The sequence below is a fragment of the Pandoraea oxalativorans genome, assembly GCF_000972785.3.
Classification (GTDB): domain Bacteria; phylum Pseudomonadota; class Gammaproteobacteria; order Burkholderiales; family Burkholderiaceae; genus Pandoraea; species Pandoraea oxalativorans.
In genome coordinates this window covers 199,611-215,051 of the sequence record NZ_CP011253.3, presented here as the reverse complement: position 1 = coordinate 215,051, position 15,441 = coordinate 199,611, and the positions used below count along the sequence as shown (strand labels likewise).

11 protein-coding genes are annotated in these 15,441 nt (G+C 64.5%); 1 reads left to right on the top strand and 10 read right to left on the bottom strand.

Annotated elements, in window-relative coordinates; all coding sequences use genetic code 11:
- Nucleotides 1-223 precede the first annotated feature (223 nt).
- A complete protein-coding gene (locus tag MB84_RS00920; protein ID WP_046290394.1) occupies nucleotides 224-1,957 on the top strand; it encodes a GMC family oxidoreductase in 1,734 nt (577 codons plus the stop codon).
- On the opposite strand, the gene MB84_RS00915 is transcribed toward MB84_RS00920, so the two are convergent.
- From MB84_RS00915 to MB84_RS00870, 10 genes are all read right to left on the bottom strand, one after another.
- Nucleotides 1,928-2,818 (bottom strand): prepilin peptidase, encoded by an 891-nt coding sequence (locus tag MB84_RS00915; protein WP_052652835.1) that lies wholly within the window; start codon nucleotides 2,816-2,818, stop codon nucleotides 1,928-1,930. The genes MB84_RS00920 and MB84_RS00915 overlap by 30 nt on opposite strands.
- Before the next feature lie 2 nt (nucleotides 2,819-2,820).
- A complete protein-coding gene (locus MB84_RS00910) occupies nucleotides 2,821-3,912 on the bottom strand; it encodes a type II secretion system F family protein (RefSeq protein WP_046290393.1) in 1,092 nt (363 codons plus the stop codon).
- A 61-nt stretch (nucleotides 3,913-3,973) separates the two neighbouring features.
- Nucleotides 3,974-5,707 (bottom strand): GspE/PulE family protein, encoded by a 1,734-nt coding sequence (locus MB84_RS00905; protein WP_046290392.1) that lies wholly within the window; start codon nucleotides 5,705-5,707, stop codon nucleotides 3,974-3,976.
- Nucleotides 5,691-6,164, bottom strand: coding sequence for a hypothetical protein (locus MB84_RS00900; protein WP_046290391.1), 474 nt, complete (start codon nucleotides 6,162-6,164; stop codon nucleotides 5,691-5,693). Before MB84_RS00900 ends, MB84_RS00905 begins: the two co-directional genes overlap by 17 nt.
- Entirely contained in the window at nucleotides 6,154-7,524 is a 1,371-nt protein-coding gene (locus MB84_RS00895) for a type IV pilus inner membrane component PilO (protein ID WP_046290390.1), read from the bottom strand. The genes MB84_RS00900 and MB84_RS00895 overlap by 11 nt, the downstream gene beginning before the upstream one ends.
- 1 nt (nucleotide 7,525) lies before the next feature.
- Nucleotides 7,526-9,184: a secretin N-terminal domain-containing protein gene (locus tag MB84_RS00890; protein WP_046290389.1), complete on the bottom strand. Its 1,659-nt coding sequence runs from the start codon at nucleotides 9,182-9,184 to the stop codon at nucleotides 7,526-7,528.
- 156 nt (nucleotides 9,185-9,340) lie between these two features.
- The gene (locus MB84_RS00885; RefSeq protein WP_084009545.1) at nucleotides 9,341-9,886 is read right to left on the bottom strand and encodes a toxin co-regulated pilus biosynthesis Q family protein; all 546 of its coding nucleotides are present in this window, start codon (nucleotides 9,884-9,886) and stop codon (nucleotides 9,341-9,343) included.
- 45 nt (nucleotides 9,887-9,931) lie between these two features.
- Nucleotides 9,932-10,543 carry a pilus assembly FimT family protein gene (locus MB84_RS00880; RefSeq protein ID WP_046290388.1) on the bottom strand — a complete coding sequence of 204 codons (612 nt, stop codon included), beginning with the start codon at nucleotides 10,541-10,543 and terminating at the stop codon, nucleotides 9,932-9,934.
- A gap of 489 nt (nucleotides 10,544-11,032) precedes the next feature.
- Nucleotides 11,033-14,182, bottom strand: a complete 3,150-nt coding sequence (locus MB84_RS00875; protein WP_084009544.1) for an efflux RND transporter permease subunit — start codon at nucleotides 14,180-14,182, stop codon at nucleotides 11,033-11,035.
- On the bottom strand, nucleotides 14,179-15,435 hold the full coding sequence (locus MB84_RS00870) for an efflux RND transporter periplasmic adaptor subunit (RefSeq protein ID WP_084009543.1): 1,257 nt from the start codon (nucleotides 15,433-15,435) through the stop codon (nucleotides 14,179-14,181). The genes MB84_RS00875 and MB84_RS00870 overlap by 4 nt, the downstream gene beginning before the upstream one ends.
- Between the last annotated feature and the right edge of the window lie 6 nt (nucleotides 15,436-15,441).

The following is a 15,441-nucleotide window of genomic DNA, read 5'->3' as shown; positions in this document are numbered from 1 at the left end:
TTAGAGGAATGCTTCACTTCCCCCCCCGGGCACACGCATTGTCTGCCTACAATGAGTGCCGCTGTAAGGTGACGTCGACGAGACGCCTCAGAGATCGGCGCAAGCAGCGAACCACACATGCGACACAGGCATCGCAAAGCATCATAAGAACGAGCAGCACAAGCAGCAGCGAACGCATTCAACGACAAAGTTGAAGCAGTGCCATCCAAGGGAGGATGACAGCATGGACTATGACTACGTCATTGTCGGCGGCGGGTCGGCCGGTTGCGCACTCGCGGCGCGTCTGGCGGACGGCTTGCCGGACCGCACCATCGCACTCGTCGAAGCCGGGCCGCCGGATAACAGCTTTCTCGTGCGTCTGCCGCTCGGCCTGGCAGCACTCGTGCCGTTCGCGTCGCGCCGCAACTACGGCTATCGCACCACACCGCAGGCGGGACTGGCGGGACGTCAGGGTTATCAGCCACGCGGGCGCGGTCTCGGCGGCTCCAGCTCGATCAACGCAATGATCTACACGCGCGGGCATCCGGACGATTACAACGACTGGGCGCAAGCGGGCTGCACCGGCTGGGCGTGGGACGACGTGCTGCCCTACTTCCGTCGCAGCGAGAACAACGAGCGTGGCGCGAACGCATGGCATGGTGCAGGCGGCCCTCTCAACGTCGCCGATCTGCGCACCGTCAATCCGTTCTCGCAACACTATGTCGACGCCGCGCGCGAAGCCGGATTCCCCGTCAGCGACGACTTCAATGGCGAGCATTACGAAGGCGCGGGCATCTATCAGGTCACGCAGAAGGACGGTGAGCGATGGAACGCCGCGCGCGCTTATTTGCACGGCAAGACGCGTAACAACCTGCATGTGATCACCGACGCGCTGGTGCAGCGCATCGTGTTCGACGGCAAGCGCGCGACGGGCATCAAGCTGCAACGGCAAGGCACCGTGCAAACGATTCATGCGCGCGCCGAAGTCGTGCTGAGCGCAGGCGCGTTCAACTCCCCCCAGTTGCTGATGTGCTCGGGTATCGGTCCGGCCGATCAGCTTCGCGCGCATGGCCTGGACGTGCGGGTGGAGGCACCCGGTGTGGGCGAAAACTTGCAGGATCACATCGACTTCATCGTCAACAAGTACATCGCGCATCGCGATCTCGTCGGCTACACACCCGCAGGGCTTTGGCATCTGCTCACGCAAGGGATGGAATACCTGCGCGACCGGCGCGGGCTGTTCGCGAGCAACGTGGCGGAAGCCGGTGGCTTTCTGAAAAGCGACCCGTCGCTGGCGCGGCCCGACTTGCAGATGCACTTTCTCGTGGGGATTTGCGACAACCACAACCGGCGTCTGCATCTGCGGCGCGGTCTGTCGTTGCATGCGTGCGTGCTTCGGCCGAAGAGCCGCGGACGCGTCACGCTGGCGTCTGCCGATATGCGCGACGCGCCGCACATCGACCCGGCGTTTCTGACGGCGCAGGAAGATGTCGACACGCTGCTGCGCGGGGCGCGTGTGATTCGGCGCATTCTCGCGGCACCGTCGCTCGCGAAGTTCGGCGGCGAGGAATTGCACAGCCGGGGCGTGGTGTCGGACGAAGCGCTGACGGCGTTGATCCGTGCGCGTGCCGACACCATCTATCACCCCGTCGGCACTTGCCGGATGGGCGGCGACGCGGCGTCGGTCGTCGACACGGAACTGAAGGTGCGTGGCGTAGAAGGCTTGCGTGTGGTCGACGCGTCGATCATGCCGACGCTCATCGGTGGCAACACCAACGCCCCGTCGATGATGATCGGGGAGAAGGCCGCGGACATGATGTTAGTGAGTGCACGGGCGTGGCATCAGGGTGCAGGGGAGACCGTCAACGCGCGTGGCGATGCCCGTGCCGTTGCCGATGTCTCGCTCGACGGCGCATCCGACGTCGAAACGATGAGCGCTTCCACCCCATTAGCCGCTCGTGCGCAGCCACAGGTCTAGGAACGGCTCGCCCCACAGCGCGCTTGCCAACGCGCCGAGCACGAGCCAGGGGCCGAACGGCATCGGCTCGCGCAGCACGCGCCCGCGCACCAGCCCATAGGCGGCGAACGCCAGCGTCGCAGCCATCGCGCCGAAGGCGAGCGTCAGCGGCACGCCGATCCATCCGAGCCACGCACCACAGGCGGCGACGAGCTTGGCGTCGCCGCCGCCGAGGCCCTCGTGGTGCGTCAGCGCGCGGTACACCGATCCGATGGTCCACATCACGACGTACCCGAGCGTGGCCCCCAACACCGCTTCGTCGACGGGCACCGTCACGCCCATCACGCTGCACAACAGCCCCGCCCATAACAACGGCAACGTGAGCAAGTCCGGCAGCAATCGCGTCTCGATGTCGATGAGGGCGAGCGCCAGCGACGTCGCACCGAAACCGCTCCACACGAGCATCGCAGCGTATTGCTTCGACGGCACGAACGTCCACGCCATCGCGGCGAACAGCACGCCGACAGCGATTTCGACGAGGGGATAGCGCAGCGCAATCCGTGTACCGCAATCGGCGCATCGCCCGCGCAGCCACAGGTAGCTTACGACCGGGAAGTTGTGACGTGCCGCAATGCGCGACTCGCAATGCGGGCAGCGCGACGGCGGCCATGCGAGATTGAAGACCGGCGTCACCGGCGGAATCTGTCCGGACCACGCCGCGACTTCGCCCGCCCACTGCGTCTCCAGCATGCGCGGCAGCCGGTAGACGACAACGTTCAGAAAGCTGCCCGCAAACAGCCCGAGTACGGCCATCGCCGCAGCGACCGCTTCACGCGGCAGCGCCTGAAATTCGCGCCACAGAAATTCGAAAAGAGTGACCATCGTCAGAACATCGATTTGGCGTACTCGCCTGCCGCATGGCCGATCTGCAACATGCCGCCCACGGTGAAGATGATCGTCAGGCCGACGAGTGCGAGAAGCACGGAGCGTAACGTGGCCGAGCGGACCTTGATGCGTTCCGCGACCTCTTCGATGGTCATCAACCCGATTTTGCGAATACCTGCGTCGAAGTTGGTCCGCCCCGAGTACTCGACAAGCCGATCGAACACCTCCTCGTTGAAAATGCCCGTATCCATCGCCTTGATCATGCTGCGCTCGCTCTTGAGCGAGGCCCGCATGCGCAGCAGATGCCACCGCAGCCAGGGCGACGCCCGCGTCAGCAGCAGCGAAACGGCGTCGAACACGGACGTCTTCGCACCGGTGAGCGCGGCGAGCGCCACGAGAAACTCACCTGCGCGCACGTCGCGATACACGGCGTAGGGGCCGAAGTTATCGAAGCGACGACGCAGCGGTCCCGTCCATCGGCTGAACGAGAACGACATCAGCATGACGAGCGCGAACGGCAGGCCATAGAGGAGGGGCCACCAGTTCGCGACAAAGCTGGACATCGCATAGAGGCCCGCGCCGACCAGCGGGAATTTCTCCGGCGGCATGATCTCCGTCATGATCGGCATCATGCCGTAGGCCACGCCCCACTGAATCGCCGCGAGCAGTACCGACATGAAGATCGGCAACGCCACCGCGCCCGCGATGGCCGCGCGCGTTTGCTGCTGGAGCGTGACGACGCGCGCGAGAAAGCGCAGCGTGCCCGGCAGATCGCCCTTCTCGCCTGCCGCGATCACGACGAGGTCTTCCTCGGGAATCGTGCCCGCCCACGACTTTTGCAGGTTCTGCGAGCTGGCCCGGTCGCGCCACACGGCGTACAACGGCGCCATCGGATTGCGACGCTCCTTCGCCCGCGCGTAGCGGCGCGAGAACAGTTCGAACGGGTTCGCGCCGTCTTCGATGGCGTCGGCAAAGTCGCTGTAGAACTTGGCGCGGGACTTGCGGAACTGGCGCTTGGCCTTCGTCAGGCCGGGATAGGGGTCGCGCGCGGGCGAGAGCTTGGCGAGCAGACGGTTAGCGGCTTCGATCATGGCATTCGGTGCTGAATATCCGTGGGGGAATTACGCCGACATCGACGCATGCAGCGCGTCGTCACACACTGGCGAGACGCCGTGTCGAAGCGGCGCTCAACGACGTCGACTGACGGAAATGGAATTTCTTGAGTTTGCAGAACGCGGCTTCGATATCGTGCGGGTCGACCAGTCCCTGCGACATCTTGTAGATGGCATGTTCCATCGCGGACTTGCCGGTCATGTGCGGACTGGTCAGGTCGCCATCGTGGCGCGCACGCCAGTGACGCTCGGCGTCCCAGTAATGCCCCTCGCGCAGCAGGTCCAGCAACTCGTCGGTCAGCTCGCACACTTCGGCCACGACGGTCTGCCCGCTCGTGCCGCGACCGGAACATCGCTCGCAACCCGGCCCTTCGACGCAAACCTTCGACGCGTCGATGCCGAGCGCGCCGATCACCGACAACGTGGCCGCGTCGATGACGTCCGGCGCGTCCGGCGCGGCACGCTTGCAGTGCGCACACAGGACCGGGATGAGCTTCTGATAGACGATGGCCGTGAGGAAATTGGGCGAGGCGACGGCCGAGAGCGGCATGCCGATTTCGTCGCTGACCAACCGGGACACGATGCCGAACGCGCTCGACGCGTGCACCGTCGACAACACCTGGTGGCCCGTCTCCGTCATCGACTTGGCGAACGAGCCGGTCTCCGCATCACGGATCTCGCCCGGCATCAGTTTGTCGGGGTCGCCGCGCAGCAAGACCTTGGCTGCCGCGCCGAAGGGCGATTCTCCCGGGCCGTCTTCCGCGCGTCGCTGAATCGGGATCTGCGTCATATGCGGCTGGATGTACTCGACGGGATCTTCGATGGAGAAGAATTTCTTGCCCGAATCGCGCTCGTAGGTCATCAGCGTGCGCAGCGTCGTGGATTTGCCGGAGCCGGTTTCGCCCGCGATGATCGTAAGACCCGGGCTGCGGTGCACGGCGTCTTCCAGAATCTCGATCTGATCGTCGGCATAGCCGAGCTGGGTGAGCGTGAGGACATCGCCGTCCGTCGCTTCGTTGATCAGCAGACGCAACACCACGTCCACCCCGCGATTCTCCTTCACACTCTGGAAACGCAACTGGTATTTGCGCTGACGGATCGTCAACGGAATCGAGCAGCTTTGGTGTTGTGCGTCGTCGAAGTGATTATGGCTGCGGCTGCTCGGATCGGCGCGCGAGTTATACGCGGCCGAGACGGCATCGAGCATGGCGTGATAGTCGCGGGCGAGACGATCGCTCTCCGCCGACATGCGCAGCTTGCCGTGAATGCGCATGCGCACCTGAACGTGACGTCCCTCACGAAACTCGAAATGGATATCCGACGCCCCGGCTTCCACCGCACGCTCGATGATCAGATCGAAATTACGATACGCACCGGTCCGCTGCTCCCCCATCTGGCTACCGTCGTCTCCTTGCTGCTGAAGGCGCGACTGCATCAGCAGGATTTCTTCTGTCGTGCCGACGTAGATGCCTTCGAGATCCAGCCGGTGCTTGGCGCGCACGGCACGGTCGAAGCGTTCGAGCAAATCGGAGCCCTGCATGCGCACGAACGTGTTGTTCTCCAGCAGTACGAGGTACAGGCGGGGTTTCATCGCAACGAGCACCAGCGCGCCGTGTTCGGCGCCCGCGAGCGTGATGCCGAGGTCCTGTCGCCAGCCGAACGCCTGAATGTCGGACTCGCGCAGATCGGCGATAGGGCGGACGACGGCGCGCGTGTGCCCGCGTCGTCCGAGGTGCGCCAGCGTGGCGCGCAGCCGTTCAGTAATCGTCGCCATGCGCTTGCCCCGGGACGCGCTGACTCGCTTGCGCGGAAGACGACGGCACGGCGCCAAAGGTGTTGGGTAGGAGCAGCCGTTGTTGCCGTGCGCCGCGTCGAATGTCGACGAAATCGTCACCGATCTGCACGACCTGCCAGTGCCCGACCTTGTCGCCTTTCGTCACGTTGCGTCCGAACTTGCCCTCCACACGCAGATACGCGACGGAGGCGTTCTCCACACCGTAGATAAACAGCAGTTCGGGCGGCGCATCGGTCAGCGCGGGTTTGGCGGACGCTGGCGTCTGCCCGTCCCCCGCCGCCTGTGCTTTGGCTTGCGCCTGTTTGGCGTCCTGCGCCTGTTGCGATGCCTTCAGATGCGCCCGCGCGAAGGCGTCGATCGTCTCTTCGGCATGGACACTCGCCGACAGCAGCGTCGCCGTCGCCCACACGGCGCCACGGAGCAACTTAGTGAACATAGTAGGTTCCTTGTGCGGAGAAGACGGGCTTGCCGTCGTCGATCACAATCTTCAGTTCGCCGAGGGACATGTTGCCCGCGCGCATCATCAGGCCCGCGACGGAGTCGAAGAACGCCAGATGGCCCGCCATCTTCCATTCGCCTTTCGAGATAGGCGGCGGTATGTCGTTGCGCGAGGCTACGCCCGGTGGCACCGGCACAAGCGGCTCTGGCATCGTCAGCGCGATATCCATGCCGTAGTCGCCAAGCGCCTGCAGCCGCGCCCCTGCCGTGCGAAGAAACTGATTGCGCGGGATGGGGGCGACGCGGGCATCGCCATCGTCTTCGAGCGCTTCGACGGCGGGTGTGCCTGCCGGTGTGCGCGCTTCGCTTTTGGCCGCACCGAGCGATGCGGCGACCGTGCTCGCCGAGGTCGCATCGTCCTCAGGCAGCACGAAGCGCTCCTTCGCATGGTCGAGATCGACGATCTGCGCCTGTGGACGTTGTGACAGCAACAGGTCGAAGGTGCCGCCTTCGAGACGCCGCCACGCGATCTCGCAAGTCCTTGCCTTGCAGTCGATGGATGCCGGTCGCCATCCACCGGCATTCGCGGGCAGTTGCTGTACCGCGCGCTGCAAATGCCTTGCATAGGATGCGCCGGTCGAGAACGACTCGTTGGCGAGTGCCCGCGTCAGCGCCCGCTTGTAAGCCTCGACAGGATCGACGCGGTTGGCCGCGGCGAGCTTTTCGCGCTGGATGCTCTCGTACCATTGCCACCCGCCGTACGCTGCGCCAGCGATGACCGCGAGCAGCGTCACCACCGCAGCAGCGATTTTCAATTGTCGAGCCGGGAGCGCCTGACGCACCGGTTTGATGCGCGTCTCCGGCGTTGCCTCGCGAACGGCAGCGGCGGCGATGTCGTCGAGCGTGAGGATGACGTCGGCGTGCGGCAGATCGGTGCGCATCACCCCGGCGACTTTCACCGGACCTTCGACCTCGGCCGTCCACTGATCGAGACGATGCTTCAACTGCGCCGCCGGGACCTCCAGATCCAGTTCGGGACGATGGTCGCGCAACGTCACGAACATCGCGTTGGCGGGGTCGTCGGGGTCCGGGTGCATGAACGCGACGTTCGGTCCGTCGACCAGCGTGCGCAGCACCGCCGCGAGCGCGTACCGGGGCGTCGCGGCACCCGTATCCGTCGCGTCGGGCAGCGAGACCAGCCCGACGGTGCGCGTGCCTGCCCCGTCATCGGTGACGGTAAAGTGCGAGGCGTCGCGGCTGCGCGCGAGACTGCGGATCTCGGCCATCTCCTTTTCGAGACCGATCAGCGTCTCCCATTGCGCGCCGATCACGAGGTGGTTGGACAGTGCGCGTCCCATCTCACACGCCCTCGGTCAGTTCCGGCGAGATCATAATGACGACCTCGTTCACGTGTTGGTTCGCTTCCTTCGTGCCCCCTTCGTAGTTGAAGATGCCGTCGCGCTCGGTGTTGTCGTCCTTGCGACGGAAACCACTGAGCACCAGCGTATCGCCCGACTTGAGCGACGCGCGCTGCATGGTCTGCACGGACGCCGTGATCGGCAGTTGCATGAACGTGCCCGCGCCGAGGCCGTCGTCGTCACGGCGACGGTCGTCATCCTTGCCGCCGATATCGATACTCGCCCCTTTGCCATCGATGCCCGCACGCACGCCCGGGCCTTTGCCGCTACCGGATGCTCCCGCATCGCTGCCGCTCGGCGCTTCCTTCCCCGTGCGCAGATTGATCTTGTCGAGCTTCTTCAGGTCCGACATATCGATCTGCACCTGGAGCATCACGCTCCGGTTATCCATCAACGTCGGCAACAGGTTCATGACGAAGCCTGTGGTAAGGACCGATTGCTCGGCCGTCACGACGGCCTGTCCGCCGTAATTGCCCGGCGTCATCTTCGTCTGCGCGACGAACCCCCGGTTCTGAGTGACGGCCACCGGCGCTGGCTGGTTGTTCAGCGTGACGACCGTCGTGTCGATCACCGTACTCACGCGGCCCTGCTTGCTCAGCGCCTTGATGAACGCGCTGGACCCGGCCAGACGACCGTTCGGAATCGTGCGAATGCCCAGCCCGCCCTTGCGCGTCATAAGCGCCCCGCCAAGCGCCGGGCCGCTCAGACCCGCCACGAAGCCGCTGGCAGATCGATAGACGAGATCCCAGTCGATGCCCGCCGCCGAGTTTTCGTCGAGCGTGACGGAATAGACCTGCACGCGCAGCTTCACCTGGCGGCCAAGCACCGCATTCTCCGATTCGACGTATCGCGCCACGCGCTCGACGATATCGGCCGTATCCGTGACGACGAGCGAACTCGTGACGACCGACGGCGTGACGCGTCCGCTCGGCGAGAGCATGTCGGTGACGGTTTTGACGAGATCCGTCCAGTAATCCAGTTCCGATTCGACCGTGACGTTCGCGTCGGCATTGAAACTCAGATCGACACCGCCCGCCGACGTCCCGCCACCGCCGCCGGACGCGCCGCGATCCGCCTTCATCTTGGACGCCTTGCCGACCGACGCCGTGTACGTTGAGCTGCCTGGCATCATCTTGATCTGGAAGGTCCGTGTTACGTAGCGCGCGAATTGCACGACGCCATCGCGATAAGACCAGTGTGTGCCGGATCGATGCGCGATGGTGTCGAGCAGCCCGGACAGCGAGCCGTGGTATTGCAGCGGCACCGCAGGCTCACCACTCTCGGTACAGTTGATCCGAAAGCGCTGCGTCGCGCCTGCGGCCCCGCCGCGACCGCCCGGCCCAGCGCCGACCGACGCACCGCCATCGCAGGCGACATCGGACGCCATGCGAATCGTCAGACCATGACCGCGCGCCACTTGCGCGAGCAGCACCGACATGGGCAGGGGCGCGCCGGTAGCGAAGCGCACCTGACGCGTGAAGAATTCGGGGAGTGCGATCGTCGCGTTGACCGCGACTGATTTTCTTGACAGCCAGGCGCCATCGACATGTTCGATGGCGCCTATGGCCGTTGCTGCATGTGTGTCGTTGGCGGTGCGCATCGTCTCGCGTACCTATGTAACGTTCTCGTCGGTTTTCGACAGCAGGCCCGGCGTGCCGCACGCTGTCAGTAACGTGATGGCGCACAACACGCCGAGATGCTTTCTCATGGATGACCGCTTCCGATGTGGTTCGCCGTGCATGGGACACGGCGGAAGTTATTGTGTGGCGTGCACGACGCGCAACACGCGGTTGGCCTCGTAAACCTTGACGCGTATCGGCGCATCGGTGTTCTGCAACGAGCGCACGATCTGCTCGACGATGCCGAGGAAATCCCCGCGAAACGTGGCGGGATACTCGATGGGGAAATCCCGCTCGATCTCCCACGCGAGTTGCCAGCCGTTGCGCTCGGCATACCGTCGGACGGCCTGAGAGACACGGCCGTCCGACGGTTGCAGGGCAAGCTCCATCGCAACCGGAGCGGGTGGCGAAATCGCCACCGGATCGGCAACGCCCACCGTCTGCACGTCGCGCCGCGAGTCGTCGATGGCGTGGATACCTTCTTGCGCGGGCTGCTGCGCACCGGTGGACTCGGGCACGGGCATCGCATCGGCGCCGCCACCAAGCGATTGCATCAGCGGCTTGTGACTAGCGAACGTCCACGTCACGTCCGTGTCTGGCACCGCTTCGGCCGCCAGAGCCGATGGCGCCGCGCCCCCCAGCATGGAAGCAAGCACCGCAACACGCATTCCTGGAAGAGTCATGTTCTGTCCGCCTTTGGTCGTTGGTCAGATTCCCGAAAAGACTTCTCAGCCGGCGATGGTGAATTCGAGATCGGCTTGCGTCATCGTTGCGCTGTTGTTGTCCTGCGTGCACGACTTGCTGATCTGATCGATCTTGTTTTCGGTCTTGGATTTGATGACGTTGCCGTTGATGCTCAGCGTGGCGAACAGGCCGTTCATTTTCGCCGCGAAGTCTTCGCACTGGGAGCTGGGATACCCGACCGATTTCACCGTCACACCGCTTGACGGATAGCCATCGGGCTGGACCGCGTCGATCGTGATTTCGCCGCCGAAACGATTCAGGATCGTGGTGGTGCCGGCTGGCCGGTTGAACGGCTCGGCAATCGCCGTCGGACGAATATCGGCTTGCTTGGTCTGCCCGGCAATCAGCATCCCGGAGGACACCGCGTTCTGCACCGCGAGGACCGACATCTGCCAGTCCTTCATCTCCTGCGACAGCTTCACACTGTTCATCAGGCGTGGCACACCGACCATCGCGCCGGCCATGATCAGGCCCATCACGGCGACGGCCACCGAGAGTTCCACCAGCGTGACCCCGCGCTGAGCGCGCTTGTTCAGGCGCGTGGCCAGCTTGTGTTTGATTTGCGCGATGACGTTCGCGTCTGTGAATACGTTCATTTTTCGAGTCCGAGAGTTGAGGGATGGAGGAGATTTAAGGAAACGACGTCACGATCCGAGAGACTCGCTCGCAACGACTGGGGCGATTTATGCCCGAATGTGCGTCGTCGCGTTGTCGCGTGCGTCGCTCGGCTTTCGCAAATTGACATTCGTCGCAAGCATGAAATCGCCTATTCGTGCGCCATTTCCGATACCTCCGGACGCGCCTCGACAGTCGCGAAAATCATCGCGAAATCGGCGTGGAAACAAGGCAGGCTGTGGATACCGGACAGCAGGACGCCGTCGGCTACGTCAAATGAAAAATAGGAATGTGACTAAACGCAAACCAAGGGCCTACAAAAGTGTGCGCAAACGTCAGAAATCAGCGGATTCACAAGCCAATTTGCATGGCTTGCGTGGCAAACGGGAGGGCGCTTGGCGCCGTAAGGGAGGGTCGATGGCGCGCAGCAGACAGGAAATGCCGCTGCGCGCCGTCGGTTTCGTCAACGCTTAGTGGGCGCGACTGGTCTTCTGCACATTGACGTCAGCGGCGGCGTCGCTGCCGCCGTGCTTACCGCTGCCGTCGTTCGCCGCCTTGTCGCCGGGCAGCACGAGCGGCCCGTTACCGGCGAAGCGGTCGAGATACAGATAGATGACCGGCGTGATGTAGAGCGTGATGACCTGCGAGAACAGCAACCCGCCGACGACGGCCAGACCGAGCGGCTGGCGCAGCTCCGCCCCTGCCCCCAGCCCCAGCGCAATCGGCAATGCGCCCATGAGCGCCGCCAGCGTCGTCATCATGATCGGACGGAAACGCAGCGCGCAGGCCTGACGAATCGCCTCGAGCGGCGTCATACCGCCATTGCGCTGCGCGTCCAGCGCGAAGTCGATCATCATGATCGCGTTCTTCTTCACGATACCGATCAGCATCAGAATGCCGATCACCGCGATGAGCGACAGATCCATGCCGAACAGACGCAGCGTGATCAGTGCGCCAACCGCCGCCGACGGCAGACCGGCCAGAATCGTGATCGGATGGATGTAGCTCTCGTAGAGCACGCCAAGCAGCACGTAGATCACCAGCAACGCGCCGACCAGCAACACCACCTGACTCGACTGCGACTTCTGGAACGCAGCCGCATCGCCGCCCCAGCTGGTGATGATGCTCGGCGGGAAGCCCAACTGCTGCTGGAAGCCCACGATTTTCTTCGACGCATCGCCCAGCGCCGCGCCCGGCGCAAGGTTGAACGACAGCGTGACGGCCTGCAACTGGCCCTGATGGTTGACCGATACCGGCCCCATCTTGCGCTCGACCGTCGCCACGGCCGAGAGGGGCACCAGCGCCCCGCCCTTGCCGCGCACGTAGATCTTGTCGAACGCGCCTTCGTCGCGGCGGTCGTTGTCGTCCGCTTGCAGAATCACCTGATAGCTGTCGCTCGGCGTGTAGATCGTCGACACCTGACGCTCGCCGAACGCGCTGTAAAGCGCGCTACGGATATCGCCGATGGCGACACCGAGCGTGTTCGCCTTGTCGCGGTCGATGGTGAGTCGCGCCTGCAAGCCTTTCATCTGCGCGTCCGTCGTCACGTCGCGGAAGATTGCATCGGCCCGCATGAGGTTCATCAGCCGGTCGGACCACAACTGCATCTCGCCCGGCTTCACGCTCTGCATCACATACTGATAGCGGCTCTTGCTCTGCTTGCCACCCAGTTGCAGGTTCTGCACCGGATTGAAGTAGACGTTCAGCCCCGGCACCTGTTTGACGTCGCGCCGCAACGCTTCGAGCACTTCGCTCATGTGCGCTCGCTCGCCATGCGGCTTCAGGTTGATGAACATGCGGCCCTGATTGCTGTCGTTGGCCGACACGATCACGGTCTCCACCGCCGGATTCGCACGGATGATGTCACCCGCCTGACGCAGCAACGCCGACATCGCCGTGAACGAAATGTCCTGCGCGCCTTCGGCCGTCACCTGCACCTGCCCGATGTCTTCGCTCGGGAAGAAGCCCTTCGGGATTGTGGCGAACAACACGCCCGTCGCAATGAACGTGGCCCCCGCGGCACCGATCACCCACTTGCGGTGCGCAAGGCACCAATCGACGCTGCGCACGTAGGCATCCTGCACCCACACGAAGCCGTCCTCGAACCACTGCGTGGCGCGCAGGCCGACGCCTTCGTCCTGCTCGTGCTTGAGATAGCGGCTGCACAGCATCGGAATCAGCGTGAGCGACACCGCCGCCGACACCAGAATCGCCAGCGACACCACCACCGCGAACTCATGGAACATCAGCCCGATCACGCCCGGCATGAAGAAGATGGGGATGAACACCGCCACCAGCGAAATCGAGATCGAAAGAATCGTGAAGCCCATCTCGCGCGAGCCGACCAGCGCGGCGCGCAACGGCGGCACGCCGTTCTCGATGTGACGCACGATGTTCTCCAGCATCACGATGGCGTCGTCGACCACCAGCCCTACAGCGAGCGTAATGCCCAGCAGCGAGATGTTGTCGATCGAGTAGCCCATGCCCTTCATGAGCGCAACGGTACCGATCAGCGACACCGGCAGCGACATCACCGGAATGAGCGTGGCGGCCAGACGGCGCAGGAACAGGAAGATCACCAGCGTCACGAGAATCACCGTGAGCGCGAGCGTGAACTGCACGTCGTCGATGGACTCGCGAATCGACACCGAACGGTCGTTGAGCAGCTTGACCTGAATCGACTGCGGCATCTGCTCCGCGAGTCGCGGCAGCGCCGCTTTCACCTGATCGACCGTCGCGACCGTGTTCGCATTGGGCTGACGCAGCACCGCAAGCACGATGGAACGCTCGCCGTTGACCCAGCTTCCGGTCTTCACCGACTCGACGCTATCCTGCACGTCCGCCACGTCGCGCAGATACACGGGACTGCCGTTGACACTGGCGATGATGAGGCTCGCGAACTGGTCGGCCTTCGTCATCTGACGGTTGGCCTCGATGGTCAGCGTCTGACGGCTGCCGTCGAGCGTGCCCACGGGGCTATTCGCGTTGGCCGAGGCCAGTGCGCGCGCCACATCGTCGAGCGTGAGCTTGCGTGCGGCGAGCGCGTCGGGACGGGCCTTCACGCGCACGGCGAAACGCTTCTGGCCGAAGATCAGCACCTGCGCCACGCCGGGCAGCGTGGAGAGCGTGGGGGAGACGAGGTTTTCCGCGTAGTCGTCCAGTTCGGCAAGCGACATCGACGGCGAGTTCATCGCGAGGAACAGAATCGGCGCGTCGGCCGGATTGACCTTGCGATACGACGGCGGCGTCGTCATCTCCACCGGCAGCTTGCGCTGCGCACGGAACAGCGCCGCCTGCACGTCGACGGCCGCCGCGTCGATATCGCGGTCGCTGTCGAATTCGATGATGATCGACGTGGTGCCCTGTGTATTGGTCGAACTGATGACCGCCACACCGGCAATCGTCGAGAACTGCTTTTCCATCGGCGCGGCGACCGACGCGGCCATCGTCTCCGGACTCGCACCCGGCAGCGTGGCCGTGACCTGAATCACCGGCGAGTTGTAGCTGGGCAGGGCGGAAATCGGAATCTGTCCGTACGCGATCAGACCCGCGACGACCGCCGCCACGCACAGCAGGATCGTCATGACCGGCCGGCGGATACAGAGTTCTGAGAGGTTCATGGCGCTTTCCCTGAGCCACCACCCGCACCGACACCGCCTTCGCGCGACGCCACGACCGTCACCTTATTCCCCGGACGCAGGTTTTCCGCGCCCTCCTGCACAACCTTCGCCCCGGCGGGCACGCCATCGACGACCGCGAGCTTCGCTTCCACGTAGCCGACCTTGACCGGCTTGGCGCTGACCTTGCCGTCGCCGTCGATCACGTAGACGAACTTGCCGTCCGGCCCGGTCTGCACCGCTTGCGGCGGCACGACGCTTGCCTGCTTGAGCACGCGGCCAATGACGGCGACGTTCAGATACATGCCAGGCCACAGCTTCGCGTCACGGTTGTCGTAGGCGGCCTTCAGGCGAATCGTGCCCGTCTGCGAATCCACCGCGTTGTCGATGAAACTGAGCTGACCGGTGACGGTCACGCCCGTGGTCCCGAGCGTGGCCGTCACGGCGACCGGGCCACCCGCACGCGCCGCCTGCAATTCGGCCAGCGCCCCTTCGGGCAGCGTAAAGCTGATGTCGATCGGATCGAGCTGGGTGATGCTCACGAGCGCTGCGCCCCCCGGCGTCACCAGACTGCCGGGATGCACGTTGATCGCGCCGGTGCGGCCATCGATGCCCGCACGGATCTGGTTGTAGTCGACCGCCACCTGACTCGCGGCAATCGCTGCACGGTCGGCGGCCACCTGCGCGGTGAGGCTGTCCACGCCACTTTGCGCCGTGTCGAGCGCGCTTTGCGAGACGAAGTGCTCGGCGATCAGTTGTTTGGTGCGCGCGAGCGTGCGTCGTGCGTTGGCGAGATCGGCTTCGTCCTTCGCCAGTTGCGCCTGCACCTTCTTGAGGTTCGCTTCGTCCATGCGGGCGTCGAGCGAGAACAGCAACTGCCCGGCTTTGACGAAGTCGCCTTCCTTGATGTGCACCTGACGGATGGTGCTGGAGATTTGCGGGCGAACGTCGATGGTCTGTCGCGCCGTGACCGTGCCGTTGGCGATGAGCCGGACGGGGACGTCACGCGTTTCGACGCTCGCGGCTGTGACGGACGGTGCAGCCGCCGCGCGCACGGTCTTCTCGGCACCACGCGAGCGCAGCCACGTGGCCCCGCCAGCGATGACCGCCAATGCGACCAGACCTACGGTCCAGCGGCTCGAACCCTTTGTTCCCTTCGGTCGCTTCGGTCCCTGCGCGCCGCTCCCCGGCTGGCCGCCATGCCCGTGGGCGGCCGCGTCCCCCGGCAACGGCCGGCGGGCGTTCTCGTCACTCATCTTCTT